Below are 16,346 nucleotides of genomic sequence, written 5' to 3'. Positions count from 1 at the left end.
GAGGCCCCTCCGGCATGACCGCACAGTCGGAGGTCCGACTCCTCCGTACGGGGTACCTCAAGGATCACAAAACAGACAGAGGGGTTTACAACGGCACCGTAGGTGGCATGTCGATTTCGCCGACGTGCGAATCCCCGAGCGCACACTGAGCGAAAGGCCCTGGCGCTTATGAACACCACGGTCAGCTGCGAGCTGCACCTGCGCCTCGTTGTATCGAGCGAGTCCTCACTGCCTGTACCCGCGGGCCTGCGGTATGACACGGCCGATCCTTATGCCGTGCACGCCACCTTCCATACCGGAGCCGAGGAGACGGTCGAGTGGGTGTTCGCCCGCGATCTCCTCGCCGAAGGGCTGCACCGGCCCACCGGCACCGGCGACGTCAGAGTCTGGCCGTCGCGTAGTCATGGCCAGGGCGTCGTCTGCATCGCGCTGAGCTCCCCGGAGGGCGAAGCCCTGCTCGAGGCCCCGGCACGGGCCCTCGAGTCCTTCCTGAAGCGGACCGATGCCGCGGTGCCACCGGGCACCGAGCACCGGCACTTCGATCTCGACACGGAGCTCTCGCACATCCTGGCCGAAAGCTGAGCCAGACCGAGGGCTGCTCGGCGCCGTCCGACTCGGGGAGACGGCGCCGCGCGGACAACCACATACGGCATACGGCATACGGCGGCGCTGTCACTGCGGATCACCCCGCAGTGACGGCGCCGTCGCGTTCGTGAGCGAGACGCTAGAGTCAGCGCAATTCGGTGGGCGACGCCCGCCCGCAGCAGGCCAGGGAGCGAATCGTGCTGATCCCCCACGACACCCGCATCGCCCTCGACACCGTCGTCGATCTGGTGAACACCGCGCCGGAGCAGGCAGAGGGCGACCAGCTCAGGGACATCTCGTCGCTGTACGAATTCGTACGAAGCCACAACGTCAGCGGCGTGGGTGAGCTGGGCGAGGCCGATCTCGACTCCGTACGCGAGGTGCGGGCCCGCTTCGCTGCGGTCTTCGCGGCGAGTGACCCCCGTACCGCGGCAGAGCTGATCAACCAGCTCGTCGCCGCCGCGGGCACCACCCCGCAGCTGACCGACCACGACGGCTACGACTGGCACGTCCACTACTTCGCGCCCGGCGCATCCGTCGCCGACCACCTAGCCGCCGACTGCGGCATGGCGCTGGCGTTCATCGTCGTCGCGGGAGAGCAGGAGCGGCTGCGCCGCTGCGAGGCGCCGGACTGCGGGCGCGCCTTCGTCGACCTCTCGCGCAATCGCTCCCGCCGCTACTGCGACAGCCGCACCTGCGGCAACCGTCTGCACGTCGCCGCGTACCGTGCGCGCCGCAAGGAAGCCGCCGCCGGCTGACGGTCGTCGTGCGCCCGGCAGGGCTCACAGCAGAAACAGGTCGTGGACCGAGGCGATGAGCAGCAGACAGCCGATCACCGCGAGAAAGATCATCAGGGGCGGCTGAGAGAGCGCGAAGAGACAACCACGCGGCTCGTCGGCGGGGGCGGGGGTCTGGCCCCGGGAGGTATCCAGCATCTCGGGGCGATGATGTCGCAGCGCACCGCGCGATGATCGAACAACACGCCTTCCGGCGCGGCGAGTTCATCACATCCATGGCGCCGGCCGCCCCCGGGGCGCCCGACGGGCTCCGTGGGCGCGTCGACTCGTCGCGCTGATGTGGATGTCGACGGCAGGAGTCGCAGCCGGCGCCGACGCCTGCCGGTCAGATGCCGTGCTTCTTCAGGATCGCCTCGATGTCGCTGAAGTCGTCGTCCTGGCCGGCGGTGCGCGGCTTCCCCTTAGGCGGGGCGGCGGGCCGGGACGCCCTGCCGACGGCCCGGGTCGAGCCGGGCGCCGGGGCGGACGCCGACGGGGCGATCGCCCCCTGGCGCGCACCGCCCTTGGCGGCCCTGCCGAGCGAGCGGCGCTCCACCGCGCGGGTCGTCATGAAGAGCACCCACGCGAGCCCGAGCACGCCGACGCCCACCCAGGCCGCCGGGCTGAAGGCCGTCGAGGCGATCCACTCGACAGCACCCGTCAGCACCAGGCCGAGCGGCACGAGCGCATACGCGACGATGCGGGTCGCGGTCAGGAACCGTCTCCGGTACGCCGTGACCGCGGCGATGCCCAGCCCGGCCGCGGACACCGCGGAACAAATGGTCTCGGCAAGCATCCGGTCCTCCACAAGGCCTGTACGGGTGGGAACGTCCCTTCCATCCTGCACCGCCCCGGTCCCTGCGGGCCACGGTCCGCGCGTACCTCAGGGAGATCTCCGGGACGCGGCTCCTCCCCAGGTCCCGGTTGGGTCGGCCGCGCGCGGCTGGGAGACTGGTTCCATGAGCGACACCTCCCCCTCCGAGCCCCTCGTCCTGGACGTGTGGTGCGAGCTGCAGTGCCCCGACTGCCGCTCCGCCCTCACCGATCTGCGCGCACTGCGCGAACGCTACGGCGACCGGCTCGAGCTGCGGCTCCGCCACTTCCCCCTGGAGAAGCACAAGCACTCCTTCGCCGCCTCACAGGCCGCCGAGGAGGCCATGGTGCAGGGCCGGGGCTGGCCGTACGTGGAGGCTGTGCTCGCCCGGGTCGAGGAGCTGGACCGCGAGGGCGAGCCGTTCCTCGTGCAGGCTGCGCGCGAACTCGGCCTGGACGCTGAGGAGTTCGACACCGCCCTCGTCGACGGCCGGCACATCCTGATCGTCGACGCGGACCAGGCCGAGGGCAAGGCGATCGGGGTGACGGGCACGCCGACGTACGTGATCGGCGGTGAGCGTCTCGACGGCGGCAAGAGCCAGGAGGGCCTGCGCGGGCGCGTCGAGGAGATCGCCGACCGCCTCCTCGCGACGGGGTCGCCGGACGCGTAGCGCGCGGGCGGGCGGGGCCGGCGGCCCGCGTGCCCGTCCTGCCCCCCTACAGCAGCTGCTTGTAGCAGTGGATCTGAGACGTCCGGTAACCGAGCGACTCGTACAGCCCGAGCGCCGGCGCGTTCCCCGCGAAGACGTGCAGCCCGAGCAGCGACGCCCCTGCCTCCGTGCGCGCGACCCGTTCCGCGAGGAGCATGAGCGCCCGCCCGTACCCCCGGCCCCGGTACGCCTCCGCGACCTCGACGTCGTACACGTACGCGCCCCGCTCGCCCGGAAGCACCTCGCGCTCGGCGAGCCAGACGTGCCCGACGGCCGTGCCGTCCGCGTCTGCGTCTGCGTGCGCGACCAGGACGTTGATCCAGGCGCCGCGCGTCGCGAGGCCGTCGGGGAGGAGATCGCGGTGGTCGGCCTCGGACTTGGCGCGGGCCTCGTCGTGGGGCACCCCGCGGGTGACCCATTCACGCGTGTAGTTGTCGACCGCGGTGGCCAGCCACTCCTGGAACTCGCCGTCGGTCATGGGCCGCCCCTCGACCCCGTCGGGCAGCCGGGGCGGCGGCCCGTCCGGCAGTTCCTTGTGCATGTTCCGGCCACGCTCCGTGTAGCCGAGCGCCGTGGTCAGGCGCAGCACCGCGGCGTTCTCGGCCGGCACGGAGGTGAGGATCTGCGTACAGCCCCAGCCGCGCAGCACCTCCTCCGCCGCGAGTGCCGCGACCGTACCCCGCCCGCGCCGCCGGTCGGGCTCGTCGATGCGCAGGGACCGCACCACGCCCGCCGACGGGCCGAGCCCGGGATGGGTGGCGAGCTCGATCGTTCCGACGGGCCTGCTGTTCACGCATACGTCGTACGTACGCGAACGGGCACCGCCCTCGCTCCGCTGAAGCGGCCCGGACGGCCGCAGGGTGGTGGTCATCAGGGGTGTTCTACCTGCCCCACGGCTGCCCGTCACCAGGTTTTGCGAGGTTCCCGGCTCACGGGGCCTGCGGATCGGGGTCGGCGGCGGCATGCTCCTCGAAGATCCGCATGGCCTTGGCGGTCAGCGGACCGGGCGCGGAGGACAGCTCACGGGCGTCGACGCGGTGCACGGCCTGGACATCACGCGTGGTGGACGTCAGGAAGACCTCCTCGGCCCGGTCCAGCGCGTCCATCGGCAGATCCGCCTCCAGCGCCCCGGTCCAGGCCACCGTCAGCGCACGGGTGATCCCGGCGAGACAGCCCGAGGAGATCGGCGGGGTGTACAGCTGGCCGTCGAGGACGACGAAGACGTTGGAGCCGGTGCCCTCGCAGAGCTGTCCCACCGTGTTGACGAAGAGCGCCTCGGAGGCGCCCTGCTCATGGGCGCGGGCGAGGGCGACGACGTTCTCGGCGTACGAGGTGGTCTTGAGCCCGGCCAGCGCGCCGCGTTCGTTGCGCGTCCACGGGACGGTGATCACGGCGGTGGTGTCGGGGCGGCGCCCGGCCGCGGTGACGGCCACGACGAGGGTGGAGCCCTTGTCACCGCGGTCGGAGCCGAGCGGCGAGAGCCCGCCGGTGTACGTGATGCGGAGCCGGCCGAGCGCCACGGGGTTGGCGTCGAGGACGGCCTCGCAGGCGCGGCGTACCTCGTCGTGGTCCGGGTCGGGCAGGCCGAGGCCGCGGGCCGAGCGGGTGAGCCGGTCGAGGTGTTGGGTGAGCGCGAAGGTGCGGCCCTCGGTCGCCTTCACGGTCTCGAAGATGCCGTCTCCCACGGTCAGCCCGTGGTCGAACACCGATACCACCGCGGTGTCGGCGTCCCGCAGTCCGCCGTTGACCCAGATCCTCATCACGCGGTCCTTCCGCTCTGCGCGTACGTTCCCGACGCTACCGCGAGCAGCCGGGATGCCTTCAGCTCGGTCTCCTCCCACTCGCGCTCGGGGTCGGAGCCCCAGGTGATGCCGGCGCCGGTGCCGAAACGCAGGACGCCCTGGGCGCGGTCGATCCAGAAAGTGCGTATCCCGACCGCCAGCTCGCCGGTGCCGCGGTCGGCGTCGACCCAGCCGATGCCACCGCAGTACGGCCCGCGCGGCGCCGTCTCCAGCGCCTCGATGATCCGCAGGGCGCTCGACTTGGGCGCGCCGGTGACCGAACCGGGCGGGAAGGTGGCGTCCAGCAGCTCGGGCCAGCCCGCATCGGGGACGAGCTCGCCGCGCACGGTGGACACCAGATGGACGAGCCCCGGGTGCGCCTCGACGGAGCAGAGGGCGGGTACCGTCACCGACCCGGTGGCGCAGACCCTCCCCAGGTCGTTGCGGACCAGGTCCACGATCATCACGTTCTCGGCATGGTCCTTGTCGAGCAGATCGGCGGCCGTGCGACCGGTGCCCTTGATCGGTCCGGACTCGACCGTGCGGCCCTCGCGGCGGAGATAGAGCTCGGGCGACGCGGTGGCGATCTCCACGCCGTGCGCCGGCAGCCGGATCGTTCCTGCGTACGGGGCCGGGTTACCGCGCGCCAGCAGCGCGGTCAGCGCGTCGACGTCGGCGACGTCCGGGTCGGGCAGGGGCGCGGACAGGACCCGGCACAGGTTCGCCTGGTAGACCTCACCGACGGCGATGTACTCACGGATCCGGCGTACGCCCGCCGTGTACGCGGCCCGGTCCAGCGACGACGTCCAGTCTCCGGCCTCGGGCCCGCGCCAGGCCTCCGGATCCGGCGCGGGAACCGGCGACGGGCGCACGTCTCCGAAACGGGCGCAGGTGAGGCGGCCCTCGAAGTCGGCCGAGACGGCCCAGAAGCCGGAGGAGTCGAGGGCCCCGGGGTCACTCGTGACGTCCCTGAGGTCGGTTGCGACGAGGCCGCCGAAGCGGGCCAGAGGAGCGAGGTCGTGCACGGCTGTGAGTCTATGGCGGCCCGGTGGCTGCCGCTGCGGCCCTGCTCCGGGGCGCTTCCCACCGGCTGCGAGCTGCACCCGGTGGTGAACCCGCCGTGAACACAGCTCAGCACGCTGCGGAAACGCGTTTTTGTGCTGGCCCGGGAATCCGCTAGAGTTCAACACGTCGCCGGGACGCGAGAGCGGGCCGGAAACGACAGGCGGACGTGGCTCAGTTGGTAGAGCATCACCTTGCCAAGGTGAGGGTCGCGAGTTCGAATCTCGTCGTCCGCTCGAAGTGGGGGATCTTCCCGAGAAACCCCGCAGCTCCTGGTGGAGTGGCCGAGAGGCGAGGCAACGGCCTGCAAAGCCGTCTACACGGGTTCAAATCCCGTCTCCACCTCCAAGGACGATTAGCTCAGCGGGAGAGCGCTTCCCTGACACGGAAGAGGTCACTGGTTCAATCCCAGTATCGTCCACTGGACCTGCGAGGGTCCCCCGCGCGATTAGCTCAGCGGGAGAGCGCTTCCCTGACACGGAAGAGGTCACTGGTTCAATCCCAGTATCGCGCACGCAGTGCCCATGGCCCTCGGGTCGTGGTCCCGAGGACGATTAGCTCAGCGGGAGAGCGCTTCCCTGACACGGAAGAGGTCACTGGTTCAATCCCAGTATCGTCCACAGACCGGAGCCCCCGGCCGCGTGATGCGGCCGGGGGCTCCGTCGTCGTGACCCTCCTCTGTCAGGAGGAGAAGAGCATCCGGCCGAACCCGCGCTGGTTGTGGTGCCCGCCGTGGTGGCCGTGGTGCGGGGCACCCCAGGCCGGCGCGGCGGGCGCGGGGTAGGCCTGCGGGGCCGGAGGCGCGGGCGGCGGGGCCTGCTGCGCCCACTGGGACTCCAGCCGGGTCAGCGACTCCAGCTCGCCGTAGTCGAGGAATATTCCCCGGCAGCCGCTGCACTGCTCGATCTGGACGCCGTTGCGATTGTAGGTGTGCATGGGTGCATGACACTTGGGACACTGCATGGTCGGGCTCAGCTCCTCACCGTTCGGATGGTGCTTTCAGCCTACGACGGGATCATGCCTCCAACTCGGCCGGGAGCGCGGCAATTCGGGCACAGGAGTCGACCATCAGCCGTTCCACGTCGTCGAGATCGCGGTCCTCCGCGGTGCTCTTGGCCAGTGCGAGGGCGGCCGTCTGCACGGTCAGGGCACGTGCGGGGACGTCGAGTTGGGGCCACGGGTCGTAGGGCGCGGGCGGGACGGCGGGACCGCCGGCGGCTCGGTACCCGGCGAGGAAACGGGTCCACACGTCGGGCGGCAGGAGCCCCGCCGCGTACCAGGCGGCGGGGCGGGCGAGATCCCAGGCGGGGTCGCCGAGGCCGAGGTCGTCGACGTCTATGAGCAGCCAGCGGCCCTCGTCTGCGGGATGGCGGACGAGCTGCCCGAGATGCAGGTCCCCGTGGCAGAGCCGGGGCGGTCGGGGCGAGGGAGCCTCGTCACGGGCCCAGGCGGGCAGCCTGCGCCAGGCGTCGAGCACGGGCCGGGCGGAGGAGTGGTGGTGTACGCCCGCTGCACGCGCGACGGCTGCGGCCGCCTTGGCGGGGCCGCGCATGGGCGGCAGCGGGCCGGGCAGCGCGTCGAGCGGCACGCGGTGGAGGCGGGCGAGGAGGGCCCCGGCCTCCTCCCACGGAGCCGCGCCGGGCTCGCCCGGGTCGACGGGCGTTCCGTAGGGCCAGGCGGTGACCGGGCGTCCGTCGAACGCGGCGGCAGCATGCGGGATGGGTGGCAACAGGATCCCGTCCAGCCGCGGGTGGGCAGCGACGGCGAGACGCACGTCGTGCCCGTCGGGGTCGATCCCTGCCGCGTGTGCCTTGGCGACGGCCTGCCCGTGCCGTACGACGACGCCGTCCTCGCGCTCGGCCAGCACCTCGTCCCCGCGCGCGCAGGCCCGGCAGGGCGCTTGACCCGGCACGTGGGCGGCGCCCCGCGCGACCTCCGAAAGCACGCCCACGAGTGTGCCGTTGCCCTGCCTCACCCTGCGAGCTTACGGGGCGGGCCGGGTGTCCGTCTGCGCCCACCCTCTCCCGTGGCCCTTCGGGCCCGGGAGGTACGACTGCCCACGAACCACCGGCGGGACGGCCGCCCACCGGGTATCGGCAACTGGGGCCGCCGTCGAGGGGACGCGCAGGGGTCGTGTGCTGGACGTAGAGGCGCCCGCAGCTCACGCGGAGCACGGTGCGGACCGACAGGCCAGGACATCAGCCCCGGAGCGGCCACCATCGGCAGCCACCCCGGCACGGCCGGCCACGACCGCCTCGGCGGCAACCGGCCGGCGCCGGATCAACCCCGACCGCCCCAACAGCTAACGGCCCGGCACCGGATGAGCCCGGTCGGCGCGGTGGGGGTGGGGCAGCGGGGCGTGGCCCCTGCGCCCTCAGCAGAATGGCGTTGGCCGGCCAGCTCCCCAGCTGACCGGCCGAACGCTGTCGTCCGCCGCACCCCCGTCCCCACGGGGTTATGGGTGGGATGTCCCCGACCCGGGCCGCTCTCCCGGGTCCGGGGCGCCGCTCAGCGCCCCAGCATCACGCCCACGGACGACGCCTGTGTGACCACCGCTTCCCAGCCGCCGAAGACGACGACGAGCAGGGTCGCGAGGGGAAGCACCATCGCCGTCGCCACCAACGGGTGGCGACGGCCGGACGGGCGGTCGCCGAACGCGGCGAAAGCCCTGCGTCCCTGCGCGCGGATCATGGTCCGCGATGCCGTGTCCGCCATGGGTCCTCTCCTGTCGTGGTTGCAGCGGCGAGTGGCTGACCTCGGGGGACGAGTGCTTCACCCGCCGCTTGACCTCAACACTAGGGACCCGGCACGCCCCGGGCGTCATGCCCGCGTACCGATTACCGGGCCTCCCGGAGGATGAGCCGCCGACTGCCCACGTACTCCCCTGGGTGGAGACGTGGACCTAGGCCTGAGGGTCTTCCCGGAGGGGACGCCTGGCGGACTCCGACGGGACCTCCGAGGAGTCCTCCCTCGGCACCGGTTGCTCGACCAGCGCCAGCACCCGGTTGGCCATGAAGCGGGCCGTCCGCACCACCACCCCGGTCCGCGTGACTTCGCTCACTTCCACCACCCCGCGCCGGACCGCCGTCTCCACCCGGCGCCCCGCCCGGCTTGCCACCACTTCGTACGTCCTCGTCGTGTCACCCGCGTCCACGACTATCTCCACGCGGTCACCCTTCATCGATCCAATCCCCCTTCTGCGACGGACCATTGGGAAATCGCACGGGCCGGAAGCCCTGGGCCGACGGCTCCCTGACCACCCCTCAAGTTTCCCATCCGGCACTGACAATCGATGGGTCCGCGAGGGCGCGGCCTATGAGCACACCGGGCTACGGATACGTAAGCTGTGCCACGTCAAACGGATAACGGACAACAGGCCGACGGGGATGGACATGGCGATGATGCGGCTCCGGCGCGAGGATCCGCGTGTCGTCGGCTCGTTCAGGCTGCACCGGAGGCTCGGCGCGGGCGGGATGGGGGTCGTGTACCTGGGTTCCGACCGCCGCGGGCAGCGGGTTGCGCTGAAGGTCATCCGGCCGGATCTGGCGGAGGACGAGGAGTTCCGTTCCCGGTTCGCCCGCGAGGTGTCCGCCGCGCGGCGGATCCGGGGCGGCTGCACGGCCCGCCTCGTGGCCGCCGATCTCGAGGCGGAGCGTCCCTGGTTCGCCACGCAGTACGTGCCCGGGCCCTCGCTGCACGACAAGGTGGCCGCGGACGGCTCGCTCGCCGCGGCCGAGACAGCGGCGATCGGGGCGGCGTTGTCGGAGGGCCTGGTGGCCGTCCACGAGGCCGGGGTCGTGCACCGTGACCTGAAGCCGTCCAACATTCTTCTCTCCCCCAAGGGGCCGAGGATCATCGACTTCGGCATCGCCTGGGCCACGGGGGCGTCCACGCTCACGCACGTCGGTACGGCGGTGGGCTCGCCCGGCTTCCTCGCGCCCGAGCAGGTGCGCGGCGCCGTGGTCACTCCCGCGACCGACGTCTTCTCGCTGGGTGCGACGCTCGCCTACGCCGCGACCGGCGACTCCCCCTTCGGGCACGGCAGTTCCGAGGTCATGCTCTACCGGGTGGTGCACGAGGAGCCACAGCTGCACGGCGTACCGGACGCGCTGGCTCCGCTGCTGCAGGCGTGTCTGGCGAAGGACCCGGACCAGCGTCCCAGCACCCTTCAGCTGTCGATGCGACTGAAGGAGATCGCGGCGCGCGAGGCGCAGGGGCTGGTGCCGGAGGGCCGGCCGCCGGCACAGCGCGAGCGGGCGGAGCAGGATCTGTCGTCCGGGCGTAACACCGCCCGCTACACGGAGCGGAACACCCAGGGGCGTGCGGCGGGGGCCGCAGGGGCTCCCCCACCCCGGGACCGGGTGTCGCGTCCGCCGCATCAGTCGCGCCCCTCGGGGAATTCGCGTACTTCGTCGCCGCGTACGGGGGACTCGCGACCGTCGCAGTCCCGGGGTGGTGCGGGTACGGGCAGCCGTACCGCTCCCTCCCGGCCCGGCGTGCGGACGACCTCCACCGGGCGCAGGCCCGCCAATCCGCGGCTGTTGCGTCAGCGGATCTTCGTGTTCGTCGTGGTGACCCTGGTCGTGGCGCTGGGGATCACGCTGGCGCAGGGCCTGCGCGGCTAGGGCCGGACGGAGGCCGCGCGGCTCCTCGCCTAGAGGGTGTCGGGGCGGCCCGCCGCGACCGCGTAGAAGGCGACCGCGGCCGCCGCGCCCACGTTCAGCGAGTCGACACCGTGCGCCATGGGGATCCGCACCCACTCGTCCGCCGCCACCAGGGCCTGCGTGGACAGTCCGTCGCCCTCGGCGCCGAGCATCAGCGCGACCCGGTCCATGCGGTGCGGAGCCGCCTCGTCGATGGCCGACGCCTTCTCGTCCGGGGTGAGGGCGAGCAGCTTGAAGCCCGCCTCCCGTACCGTCTCCAGGCCCTTGGGCCAGGTGTCCAGGCGTGCGTACGGCACGGAGAAGACGGCGCCCATGGAGACCTTCACCGAGCGGCGGTAGAGCGGGTCCGCGCAGTCGGGCGAGAGAAGTACCGCGTCCATGCCGAGCGCGGCCGCGCTGCGGAAGATCGCGCCGATGTTGGTGTGGTCGTTGACCGCCTCCATGACCACGACCCGGCGGGTGGTCCGGAGCAGTTCGTCGGCCGTCGGCAGCGGCTTGCGCTGCATCGAGGCGAGCGCGCCGCGGTGGACGTGGTAGCCGGTGACGCGTTCGGCGAGCTCCGGGCTCACGGCGTACACGGGCGCGGGCAGCTCGTCGATCACATCGCGCATCACGTCGACCCACTTGGCCGAGAGCAGCATCGACCGCATCTCGTAGCCGGCGCTCTTGGCCCGCCTGATGACCTTCTCGCCCTCGGCGATGAAGAGGCCCTCCGCGGGCTCGCGCTTGCGTCGCAGCTCGACGTCGGTCAGGCCCGTGTAGTCGCGCAGACGCGGGTCATCGGGATCGTCGACGGTGATGAGATCGGCCACAGGGTGATACTGCCTTGTCCGGGGGGTGGTGCCAACGGCTGGGGCGCGGATTGGTTACCGTTGGTTACTTCTGTGGGCCCTCGGCGACGACGTCGCCGATGACGATGACGGCCGGGGGCCGGACGTCCTGGGTCCTGACGGTCTCGGCCACCGTGGCGAGCGTGGCGTCCACACGGCGCTGGGCGGCCGTCGTGCCCTCCTGGACGAGGGCCAGCGGGGTGTCGGGCGCCTTGCCGTGGGCGATGAGCGCCTCCGCGATCGCACCGATCTTGTCGACGCCCATGAGGATCACAAGGGTGCCGGTCAGCTTGGCGAGCGACTTCCAGTCGACGAGGGAACGCGGGTCCTCCGGCGCGACGTGGCCGCTGACGACCGTGAACTCGTGGGCCACGCCCCGATGTGTGACGGGGATGCCCGCGGCGCCCGGTACCGAGATCGAGCTGGAGATTCCGGGGACGACCGTGCAGGCGATGCCCGCTTCGGCGAGTGCCTGGGCCTCCTCCATGCCGCGGCCGAAGACGAACGGGTCACCGCCCTTGAGACGGACGACCGACCTGCCCGCCTTGGCGTGCTCGATGAGCGCGTTGTTGATGGCCTCCTGGGCCATGAAGCGGCCGTACGGGATCTTCGCGGCGTCGATGACCTCCACGTGCGGGGGGAGTTCGTCGAGCAGGTCGCGCGGCCCGAGGCGATCGGCGATGACGACGTCGGCCTCGGCGAGGAGGCGGCGGCCCCTGACCGTGATCAGGTCCGGGTCGCCGGGACCGCCGCCGACCAGGGCGACGAAGGGGGCGCGGGCACGGTGCTGGGGTGCGGCGAGGGAACCGTCGCGGAGGCCCTCGACGATGGCGTCGCGCACGGCGGCGGAGCGGCGGGGGTCCTTCCCGGTCAGGACGGCGACGGTCACACCCTCGCTGCGGCCGGTGGCCGGGGTCCAGGCGGTGGCCGCCTCGGCGTCGTCGGAGCGTACGCACCAGGTCCTGGTGCGCTCGGCCTCGGCGGACGCGGCCGCGTTGGCGACGGGGTCGGAGGCGGCGACGAGCACGTACCAGGCGTCGGCGAGGTCCCCATCCGCGTAGCGGCGCTTCGTCCACGTGATCTCGCCTGCCTCCGCCATGGCCTCGACTGAGGGCGTCGCCGACGGCGAGATCAGCGTGACGTCGGCACCGGCCCCGATGAGCGCCGGGAGGCGCCGCTGGGCGACCTGGCCGCCGCCGATGACGACGACGCGGCGCCCGGAGAGGCGGAGTCCTACGGGGTACGCGGGGTGCTCCTGCGCCTGCGGGTGATCTTGCGCGTGCTCGACGTCGACGTGCTCGGCCATGGCGGTGCGGCTCCTCGGGAGGGGCGGTGCGGGCCGCTGCGACGGTGAAGCGGCTGGTGGGGACAGGGATGAGGCTCCTCGCGACCACGATACGGCGTCGCGGTCGCCGGGCACCGGGGTGGGCGCGGCCGATCCTGCGCGGCCCGGCGCCCGGGCGAACGTCTGCCCACGAACCACGGCGGGCGCCCCCGGACACCCCGAGCCCGTCAGGCGATTGGAGGCGGACCGCGTGCGGCGTGACGTGGCGCGGTGCCGCACCACGTCACGCCGCACGGTGCGCGCAACCGGTAGCGGGCTACTTCTCCGTGACGCCCGCCGAGTCGAACGTCGCGACCTCGTGCATCGCTCGGGCCGCGCTCTGGACCAGCGGAAGGGCGAGAAGCGCGCCCGTGCCCTCGCCCAGGCGGAGGTCGAGGTCGACCAGGGGACGCAGGCCCAGCTTGTTGAGGGCCGCGACATGGCCCGGCTCCGCGCTGCGGTGGCCCGCGATGCAGGCCGCGAGGGCCTCGGGCGCGACCGCCCTGGCGACCAACGCCGCGGCGCCCGCAGACACGCCGTCCAGGATCACCGGCGTACGCAACGACGCGCCACCGAGGATGAAGCCGACCAGAGCCGCGTGCTCCAGACCGCCCACCGCCGCGAGGACGCCGACCGGGTCGGCGGGGTCGGGTCGGTGGAGGTCCAGCGCGCGCCGGACGACGTCCACCTTCCGCGCGTGCATCTCGTCGTTGATGCCGGTGCCGCGCCCCGTCACCTCCGCCGCGTCCACGCCCGTGTACACGGAGATCAGCGCGGCCGACGCCGTCGTGTTGGCGATGCCCATCTCACCGGTGAGCAGCGCCTTGTTACCGGCGGCGACCAGATCCCGGGCCGTCTCGATGCCGACCTCGATCGCGGCGAGCACCTCTTCGCGGGTGAGCGCCGGTCCCGTGGTGAAGTCGGCCGTGCCGGGGCGGACCTTGCGCGGCAGCAGTCCGGGCGTGGCCGGCAGGTCGGACGCCACGCCGACGTCGATGACGCACACCTCCGCGCCGACCTGGTTCGCGAACGCGTTGCAGACCGCTCCGCCGCCGAGGAAGTTGGCGACCATCTGGCCGGTGACCTCCTGGGGCCAGGCGGTCACGCCCTGGGCGTGCACCCCGTGGTCACCCGCGAAGATCGCGACCGCCGCGGGCTCCGGGATCGGCGGCGGGCACATCCGTGAGAGCCCGGCGAGCTGCGCGGAGATGATCTCCAGCATGCCGAGCGCCCCGGAGGGCTTGGTCATCCGCTTCTGCCGCTCCCATGCCTCGCCGAGCGCCTTGGCGTCCAGCGGGCGGATGTTGGAGACGGTCTCCTGGAGCAGGTCGTGCGGCTCCTCGCCGGGCAGGGCGCGGCGGCCGTACGTCTCCTCGTGGACCACCCAGGACAGCGGGCGGCGCCTGGACCAGCCCGCCTGCATCAGCTCGGGCTCCTCGGGGAACTCGTCGACGTAACCGACGCACAGGTACGCCACGACCTCGAGGTGCTCCGGGAGGCCGAGCGATCGGACCATCTCGCGCTCGTCGAAGAAGCTGACCCAGCCGACCCCGAGGCCCTCGGCGCGGGCGGCGAGCCAGAGGTTCTCGACGGCGAGGGCCGAGGAGTACGGGGCCATCTGCGGCTGGGTGTGCCGGCCGAGGGTGTGGCGGCCGCCGCGTGTCGGGTCGGCGGTGACCACGATGTTCACGGGCGTGTCGAGGATCGCCTCGATCTTCAGTTCCTTGAACTGCTTCGCCCGGCCCTTCGGCAGCGACTTGGCGTACGCCTCGCGCTGACGCTGCGCCAGTTCGTGCATCGTGCGGCGCGTCTCGGCGGAACGGATGACCACGAAGTCCCAGGGCTGCGAATGGCCGACGCTGGGCGCGGTGTGGGCGGCTTCGAGGACCCGGAGGAGCACCTCGTGCGGGATGGGGTCGGAGCGGAAGCCGTTGCGGATGTCGCGGCGCTCACGCATGACGCGCAGTACGGCCTCGCGCTCGGCGTCGTCGTAGCCGGGGGCAGGAGCGGAAGCGGGAACGGGTGTCCTGCCGGTCGTCGTGACGGCGTCCTCGTCCGGGACAAGCGGCTCGAAGGAAGGCTCCGGTGCTTCGACGGCCTGCGGCTCCGCCGGTTCGTCGAGCGGCTCGGGCTCGCCCGTGGGCTCTTCCGTCCGGTGCGCGGCCGGCACGTCGTCGCTGTGGCTGTCGCTGTCGTCGCCGTTGCGGGGAGCGGGTACGACAGCGATGGGCTCCGGCTCCGGTGCGGGAGCGGGAGCGGCCTCCTTGGACACGGGCTGCTCGGACACCGACTGCTCTGATACGGGCTGCTCTGATACGGGCACTTCCGACACGGGCACCTCCGACACGGGCTCGGCGACGGCGGCCTGCTCGGCCGGCCCGGCGGGCTCCTCCGCGGCGACGGGCTCCACTGTCGCCTCCACCGGCTCGGCGGCCGGTTCCACTGCCTCCGGTTCGGCCGCGACGGCCATGGGCTCCGGCGCGACAGGCTCCTCCTCGGCCGCCACCATCACGGCGACCGGCGTCGGGGCGAGGTGCGGCGTGGTCGGAAGGGGGCCGTCCACGGGCACGAACTCTCCCACGGGTACGGGCTCCGAGGCCATGACGGGGACCTCGCCCCAGGCCTCCCCCGGTGCCTCGGCAAGGGCATCGGCCGGCACCTCGGAAACAGCGTCGCCCGGGGCCGCCAGGGCCGTGTCGGAGGCGACCTGAACGGCCTCCGGGACGACCGTTTCTGCGGGAGCGGCGGCAGGCGTAGGGGTCCAGGGAGCCGCAGCCTGCGCCGGAATCTCTCCCAGGTGCGGCGCGGCGAGGACCGGCGCCTCTTCCCGAGCCACGTCGAGGTACTCGGGCCCCGTGGTCGGCGGGCCGGCGTGACGGACGGGCACGGGGTTCGGCGCCGTGTGGCCTGCCGCGCCTGCCGGCCGGCCGGCCGGGCCGCGGTCCGACAGGGAGCGCACGACACCGCCGGTGGCGTCGGGTACGGGCGGTCCCATGTGGAGCGGACGGCGCGCCGGGGACGGCGTGGGCGCCGGTGCGGGGGGCGGGACACGTACGCCACCGAGGTCGAGCGAACCGGAGTCCCGGCCGCCGGCCTCGTGCGCACCCGCCTCGTGCACACCGGCCTCGTACGCACCGGCCTCGTACGCACCGGCCTCGTGGACCCCCGCCTCGTGCAGCGTCGGCTCGGGCGCGACCTGGTGAGGTACGGGGACGGCCGGCTCGGCCACGGCCTGCTCATAAGCCATCGGCTCCGGGGCGGCCGGCGCGACGGGCTCGGCCATCACGGGTTCGACCGTGCCGGGTTCGGCCATCGCCGGCTCGGCCGTCATCGGCGCGGGCATCATCGGCGCGGGCGCCACCGGCGCGACGGGCTGCGGCGCGGCCTGTTGCACGGCCGCCTGGACGGCCGCGGCGGCAGCGCCCGGAGCCGCGCCGTCCATGGGCAGTTGCACCGCGGGGGCCGGAGCCGGAGCCGGGGCCTGAGGTGCCATGGGATCGGCATGCGGCGCCGCGGAGGGCGCGGTCACGGCCGGCGGAGCCATCGGCTGAGGCTCGCTCCACGCGCCCTGCACTCCCGGCATCAGCAGCAGGTCGTCGTCCTCGACGGCGGTCTCGGCTACGTGGTCGGAGGGGTCGAGGTAGGTGTACGCGCCCGGAGCGGGGATGCCCGCCTGCGCCACCATGCCTGCGTTCTCCGGCAGCCCCTCGCCCGGGATCTGGCCGGTGTCAGTCATGCGTACCCCTCGCCCATCGGTTGTGCTCCTTCAGACCCTCGCCCGGGGCGCCCGATCGGCACACA

The 16,346-nt window shown here is 72.8% G+C and carries 16 protein-coding genes and 5 tRNA genes; 9 read left to right on the top strand and 12 right to left on the bottom strand.

The window, feature by feature from the left end; all coding sequences use genetic code 11:
• Positions 1–168: 168 nt before the first annotated feature.
• Positions 169–582: an SsgA family sporulation/cell division regulator gene (locus ABT078_RS05710; RefSeq protein ID WP_003959770.1), complete on the top strand. Its 414-nt coding sequence runs from the start codon at positions 169–171 to the stop codon at positions 580–582.
• Between the two features lie 200 nt (positions 583–782).
• Positions 783–1,343, top strand: a complete 561-nt coding sequence (locus ABT078_RS05705) for a CGNR zinc finger domain-containing protein (protein WP_351224146.1) — start codon at positions 783–785, stop codon at positions 1,341–1,343.
• Between the two features lie 24 nt (positions 1,344–1,367).
• Here the strand turns inward: ABT078_RS05705 and ABT078_RS05700 are convergent, their stop codons facing one another.
• Together ABT078_RS05700 and ABT078_RS05695 are read right to left on the bottom strand one after the other, a co-directional pair.
• Entirely contained in the window at positions 1,368–1,520 is a 153-nt protein-coding gene (locus ABT078_RS05700) for a hypothetical protein (protein WP_351224145.1), read from the bottom strand.
• A 187-nt stretch (positions 1,521–1,707) separates the two neighbouring features.
• Positions 1,708–2,157 (bottom strand): hypothetical protein, encoded by a 450-nt coding sequence (locus tag ABT078_RS05695; protein ID WP_351224143.1) that lies wholly within the window; start codon positions 2,155–2,157, stop codon positions 1,708–1,710.
• Positions 2,158–2,320: 163 nt separating this feature from the next.
• On the opposite strand from ABT078_RS05695, the gene ABT078_RS05690 reads away from it, so the two are divergent.
• The gene (locus ABT078_RS05690; protein WP_351224141.1) at positions 2,321–2,845 is read left to right on the top strand and encodes a DsbA family protein; all 525 of its coding nucleotides are present in this window, start codon (positions 2,321–2,323) and stop codon (positions 2,843–2,845) included.
• 46 nt (positions 2,846–2,891) lie between these two features.
• Here the strand turns inward: ABT078_RS05690 and ABT078_RS05685 are convergent, their stop codons facing one another.
• The 3 genes from ABT078_RS05685 to ABT078_RS05675 are packed head-to-tail and all read right to left on the bottom strand — an operon-like array spanning position 2,892 to position 5,690.
• Complete coding sequence (locus ABT078_RS05685; protein ID WP_351224139.1) at positions 2,892–3,755, bottom strand: GNAT family N-acetyltransferase; 864 nt, start codon at positions 3,753–3,755, stop codon at positions 2,892–2,894.
• Between the two features lie 58 nt (positions 3,756–3,813).
• Positions 3,814–4,644 carry an aminotransferase class IV gene (locus ABT078_RS05680; protein WP_351224137.1) on the bottom strand — a complete coding sequence of 277 codons (831 nt, stop codon included), beginning with the start codon at positions 4,642–4,644 and terminating at the stop codon, positions 3,814–3,816.
• Positions 4,644–5,690: a chorismate-binding protein gene (locus tag ABT078_RS05675; RefSeq protein ID WP_351224135.1), complete on the bottom strand. Its 1,047-nt coding sequence runs from the start codon at positions 5,688–5,690 to the stop codon at positions 4,644–4,646. The genes ABT078_RS05680 and ABT078_RS05675 overlap by 1 nt, the downstream gene beginning before the upstream one ends.
• A gap of 200 nt (positions 5,691–5,890) precedes the next feature.
• Here ABT078_RS05675 and ABT078_RS05670 point away from each other — a divergent pair.
• From ABT078_RS05670 to ABT078_RS05650, 5 genes are all read left to right on the top strand, one after another.
• A tRNA-Gly gene (locus ABT078_RS05670) sits at positions 5,891–5,963 on the top strand.
• Positions 5,964–6,001: 38 nt separating this feature from the next.
• A tRNA-Cys gene (locus tag ABT078_RS05665) sits at positions 6,002–6,075 on the top strand.
• Position 6,076: 1 nt separating this feature from the next.
• Positions 6,077–6,148 (top strand) — tRNA-Val (locus ABT078_RS05660).
• Between the two features lie 21 nt (positions 6,149–6,169).
• A tRNA-Val gene (locus ABT078_RS05655) sits at positions 6,170–6,241 on the top strand.
• A gap of 34 nt (positions 6,242–6,275) precedes the next feature.
• Positions 6,276–6,347: transfer RNA gene (locus ABT078_RS05650), tRNA-Val, on the top strand.
• 61 nt (positions 6,348–6,408) lie between these two features.
• On the opposite strand, the gene ABT078_RS05645 is transcribed toward ABT078_RS05650, so the two are convergent.
• The 4 genes from ABT078_RS05645 to ABT078_RS05630 all read right to left on the bottom strand — a co-directional run bounded on the left by ABT078_RS05645 (position 6,409) and on the right by ABT078_RS05630 (position 8,908).
• Positions 6,409–6,690, bottom strand: coding sequence for a TFIIB-type zinc ribbon-containing protein (locus ABT078_RS05645; protein ID WP_351224133.1), 282 nt, complete (start codon positions 6,688–6,690; stop codon positions 6,409–6,411).
• Positions 6,691–6,742: 52 nt separating this feature from the next.
• Positions 6,743–7,678, bottom strand: coding sequence for a phosphotransferase family protein (locus tag ABT078_RS05640; protein ID WP_351224410.1), 936 nt, complete (start codon positions 7,676–7,678; stop codon positions 6,743–6,745).
• A 557-nt stretch (positions 7,679–8,235) separates the two neighbouring features.
• A complete protein-coding gene (locus tag ABT078_RS05635) occupies positions 8,236–8,442 on the bottom strand; it encodes a hypothetical protein (protein WP_351224131.1) in 207 nt (68 codons plus the stop codon).
• A gap of 187 nt (positions 8,443–8,629) precedes the next feature.
• Positions 8,630–8,908 carry a DUF8836 family protein gene (locus tag ABT078_RS05630; protein ID WP_351224130.1) on the bottom strand — a complete coding sequence of 93 codons (279 nt, stop codon included), beginning with the start codon at positions 8,906–8,908 and terminating at the stop codon, positions 8,630–8,632.
• Positions 8,909–9,119: 211 nt separating this feature from the next.
• Here ABT078_RS05630 and ABT078_RS05625 point away from each other — a divergent pair, with 211 nt between their 5' ends.
• The gene (locus ABT078_RS05625) at positions 9,120–10,352 is read left to right on the top strand and encodes a serine/threonine-protein kinase (RefSeq protein ID WP_502981167.1); all 1,233 of its coding nucleotides are present in this window, start codon (positions 9,120–9,122) and stop codon (positions 10,350–10,352) included.
• A gap of 29 nt (positions 10,353–10,381) precedes the next feature.
• Here the strand turns inward: ABT078_RS05625 and ABT078_RS05620 are convergent, their stop codons facing one another.
• The 3 genes from ABT078_RS05620 to cobT form a co-directional block, all read right to left on the bottom strand.
• Complete coding sequence (locus tag ABT078_RS05620) at positions 10,382–11,203, bottom strand: TrmH family RNA methyltransferase (protein WP_351224126.1); 822 nt, start codon at positions 11,201–11,203, stop codon at positions 10,382–10,384.
• A gap of 64 nt (positions 11,204–11,267) precedes the next feature.
• Entirely contained in the window at positions 11,268–12,527 is a 1,260-nt protein-coding gene (gene cobA / locus ABT078_RS05615; RefSeq protein ID WP_351224124.1) for a uroporphyrinogen-III C-methyltransferase, read from the bottom strand.
• 295 nt (positions 12,528–12,822) lie between these two features.
• Positions 12,823–16,281 (bottom strand): nicotinate-nucleotide--dimethylbenzimidazole phosphoribosyltransferase, encoded by a 3,459-nt coding sequence (gene cobT / locus ABT078_RS05610; RefSeq protein WP_351224122.1) that lies wholly within the window; start codon positions 16,279–16,281, stop codon positions 12,823–12,825.
• Between the last annotated feature and the right edge of the window lie 65 nt (positions 16,282–16,346).

Source organism: Streptomyces sp. NPDC002133, assembly GCF_040296405.1.
GTDB lineage: Bacteria > Actinomycetota > Actinomycetes > Streptomycetales > Streptomycetaceae > Streptomyces.
Note: the sequence above shows the minus strand (reverse complement) of the source record. Positions and strands in the feature narration are given on the sequence as shown.

Excerpts from the sequence above, each read along its gene's own strand:
- ABT078_RS05710 (WP_003959770.1), top strand. The coding sequence starts at position 169 with ATGAACACCACGGTCAGCTGCGAGCTGCACCTGCGCCTCGTTGTATCG.
- ABT078_RS05700 (WP_351224145.1), bottom strand. The coding sequence starts at position 1,520 with ATGCTGGATACCTCCCGGGGCCAGACCCCCGCCCCCGCCGACGAGCCG.
- ABT078_RS05695 (WP_351224143.1), bottom strand. The coding sequence starts at position 2,157 with ATGCTTGCCGAGACCATTTGTTCCGCGGTGTCCGCGGCCGGGCTGGGC.
- ABT078_RS05690 (WP_351224141.1), top strand. The coding sequence starts at position 2,321 with ATGAGCGACACCTCCCCCTCCGAGCCCCTCGTCCTGGACGTGTGGTGC.
- ABT078_RS05685 (WP_351224139.1), bottom strand. The coding sequence starts at position 3,755 with ATGACCACCACCCTGCGGCCGTCCGGGCCGCTTCAGCGGAGCGAGGGC.
- ABT078_RS05680 (WP_351224137.1), bottom strand. The coding sequence starts at position 4,644 with ATGAGGATCTGGGTCAACGGCGGACTGCGGGACGCCGACACCGCGGTG.
- ABT078_RS05645 (WP_351224133.1), bottom strand. The coding sequence starts at position 6,690 with ATGCAGTGTCCCAAGTGTCATGCACCCATGCACACCTACAATCGCAAC.
- ABT078_RS05635 (WP_351224131.1), bottom strand. The coding sequence starts at position 8,442 with ATGGCGGACACGGCATCGCGGACCATGATCCGCGCGCAGGGACGCAGG.
- ABT078_RS05630 (WP_351224130.1), bottom strand. The coding sequence starts at position 8,908 with ATGAAGGGTGACCGCGTGGAGATAGTCGTGGACGCGGGTGACACGACG.
- ABT078_RS05625 (WP_502981167.1), top strand. The coding sequence starts at position 9,120 with ATGGCGATGATGCGGCTCCGGCGCGAGGATCCGCGTGTCGTCGGCTCG.
- cobA (WP_351224124.1), bottom strand. The coding sequence starts at position 12,527 with ATGGCCGAGCACGTCGACGTCGAGCACGCGCAAGATCACCCGCAGGCG.
- cobT (WP_351224122.1), bottom strand. The coding sequence starts at position 16,281 with ATGACTGACACCGGCCAGATCCCGGGCGAGGGGCTGCCGGAGAACGCA.